The sequence below is a fragment of the Flavobacterium araucananum genome, assembly GCF_002222055.1.
Lineage (GTDB): Bacteria > Bacteroidota > Bacteroidia > Flavobacteriales > Flavobacteriaceae > Flavobacterium > Flavobacterium araucananum.
In genome coordinates this window covers 1-1,827 of the sequence record NZ_MUGS01000050.1, presented here as the reverse complement: position 1 = coordinate 1,827, position 1,827 = coordinate 1, and the positions used below count along the sequence as shown (strand labels likewise).

Annotated in this window: 2 protein-coding genes; both read left to right on the top strand. The window is 29.4% G+C overall.

The features are described 5' to 3' along the window. The first annotated feature begins 3 nt into the window (after positions 1 to 3). Entirely contained in the window at positions 4 to 504 is a 501-nt protein-coding gene (locus B0A64_RS19245; RefSeq protein ID WP_455423332.1) for an AMP-binding protein, read from the top strand. Further along, positions 468 to 1,616 (top strand): phosphopantetheine-binding protein, encoded by a 1,149-nt coding sequence (locus tag B0A64_RS19240; RefSeq protein ID WP_089481119.1) that lies wholly within the window; start codon positions 468 to 470, stop codon positions 1,614 to 1,616. The genes B0A64_RS19245 and B0A64_RS19240 overlap by 37 nt, the downstream gene beginning before the upstream one ends. Positions 1,617 to 1,827: the final 211 nt, after the last annotated feature.

Sequence of the window (1,827 nt, the reverse complement as noted above, 5' to 3'; positions counted from 1 at the left end):
GTAATTTTTGGAGGAGAAGCCTTGAATTCGTTTTATTTAAAAGATTGGAAAGAATTATATCCGGCCTGTAAAATGATTAATATGTATGGAATAACCGAGACTACTGTTCATGTTACCTACAAAGAACTCCATATATCTGATATGTTGAGCTCTGTTAGTACTATAGGTTCAGCTATCCCTACCTTGGGTTGTTATATTTTAGATTTAAATTTAAATTTAGTACCAATAGGGGTTATTGGCGAGTTGTGTGTAGGAGGAGCAGGAGTTGCTCGAGGATATTTAAATAGAGAAGAATTAACCAAAGAAAAGTTTATATCGAATCCTTTTATACAGGAAGACCGATTATATAGATCAGGCGATTTAGGACGTTGGCTTGCTGACGGTACTATAGAATATATAGGCAGAAAAGACAACCAGGTAAAGATTCGTGGTNNGGTGTTGTTAAATCGCTGGTTGGCTATTATGTTTTGGATCAGGGAGAAGTTGTTTTGGAAGAGTCTTTGATTTTGGAAGAGCTTGGAGCGGTTTTACCTGAATATATGGTTCCTGGCGCTTTGGTTGTTATGGATTCTTTTCCCTTGACAATCAATGGCAAACTGGACAAGCGTTCATTACCTGATCCAGATTTTAGCGGATCAATGGAAGCTTATATGGCTCCAAGGACAGAATTGGAGATCGCCGTTTGTAATATCTGGAAAGAAGTCTTAGGCTTGGATAGGGTTGGAGTAACGGATAATTTCTTCAGGATAGGAGGTAATTCGATATTGGCTATTCAAGTGGCACATCTTATGAGTAAGGCATTAAAGTTTGATATAAAAGTTTCAGATATTTTTAGACTTAAATCAATTATAGGTACGTTGGAAGTTTTAAAAGAGGATTTTGGGCTAGTAAAACCTTACTATTTAACCTATAATTATGAATTAGATGATATGATATTTATATCTCCTTCTAGGTCTGGTTCAGAAGTATACCAAAATTTAGCTGAAATGTTAGGCACAAAATATAATTGTATTGGAATTGATAATTATAATATTCATTATAAAGATAAAATAAGTTCTTTAAATAAATTGGCTAACTATTATATATTGGAATATGAACAAAAATACACATTAAAGGAACCGATTAATTTACTTGGATGGTCTTTAGGAGGGCATATTTCTTTAGAAATAGCAGTAATTCTTGAAGGTAGAGGTTATAAAAACATTAATATAATATTGTTAGATACTTTTTTAAGAGATAAAAAGATGCTGAGTTTATCTAATAAAAATTATAAAGATTTTGAAATAAAAGAATCAAAAAAAGTATATGTTGAAAATGTTATTGCTGCCTTGGATGCGGAGAATGAACTTGCAAATTCATCTATAACTGATCAATTAAAATATTCGAACATATTATTATTCAAAGCTATGTTAATTAATATAAACAATAAAAAATCTAAATTATTTGATGAATATTGTAAAACTCTTGATACAAATAATATTAATTTAATTTCAGATAATGTACAAGTTATAAATTTAGAATGTTATCATGAAAATATCCTTGAAACAAATAGTTTGACTATAAATAATTACTTATCAGCTAAGAATAAAATTATTACTCTTACACTTAATGTATAAAATTATTATTAGGTATCGTAGTGTTTTTTATACATTTCTGATAAGTTAAAAATATCTTATTGAGATTAGATTCGTAATCAATAGTTTATGATTAAATATAATTATGAAAAAAAAAAAGAATAAAATTAAGTCTGGAACATCAGATTATCAAATGCATAACTTTAAGAAATCTAATATTTTAGGCCAGGTTATGCAGCCTGATGAGTACAAT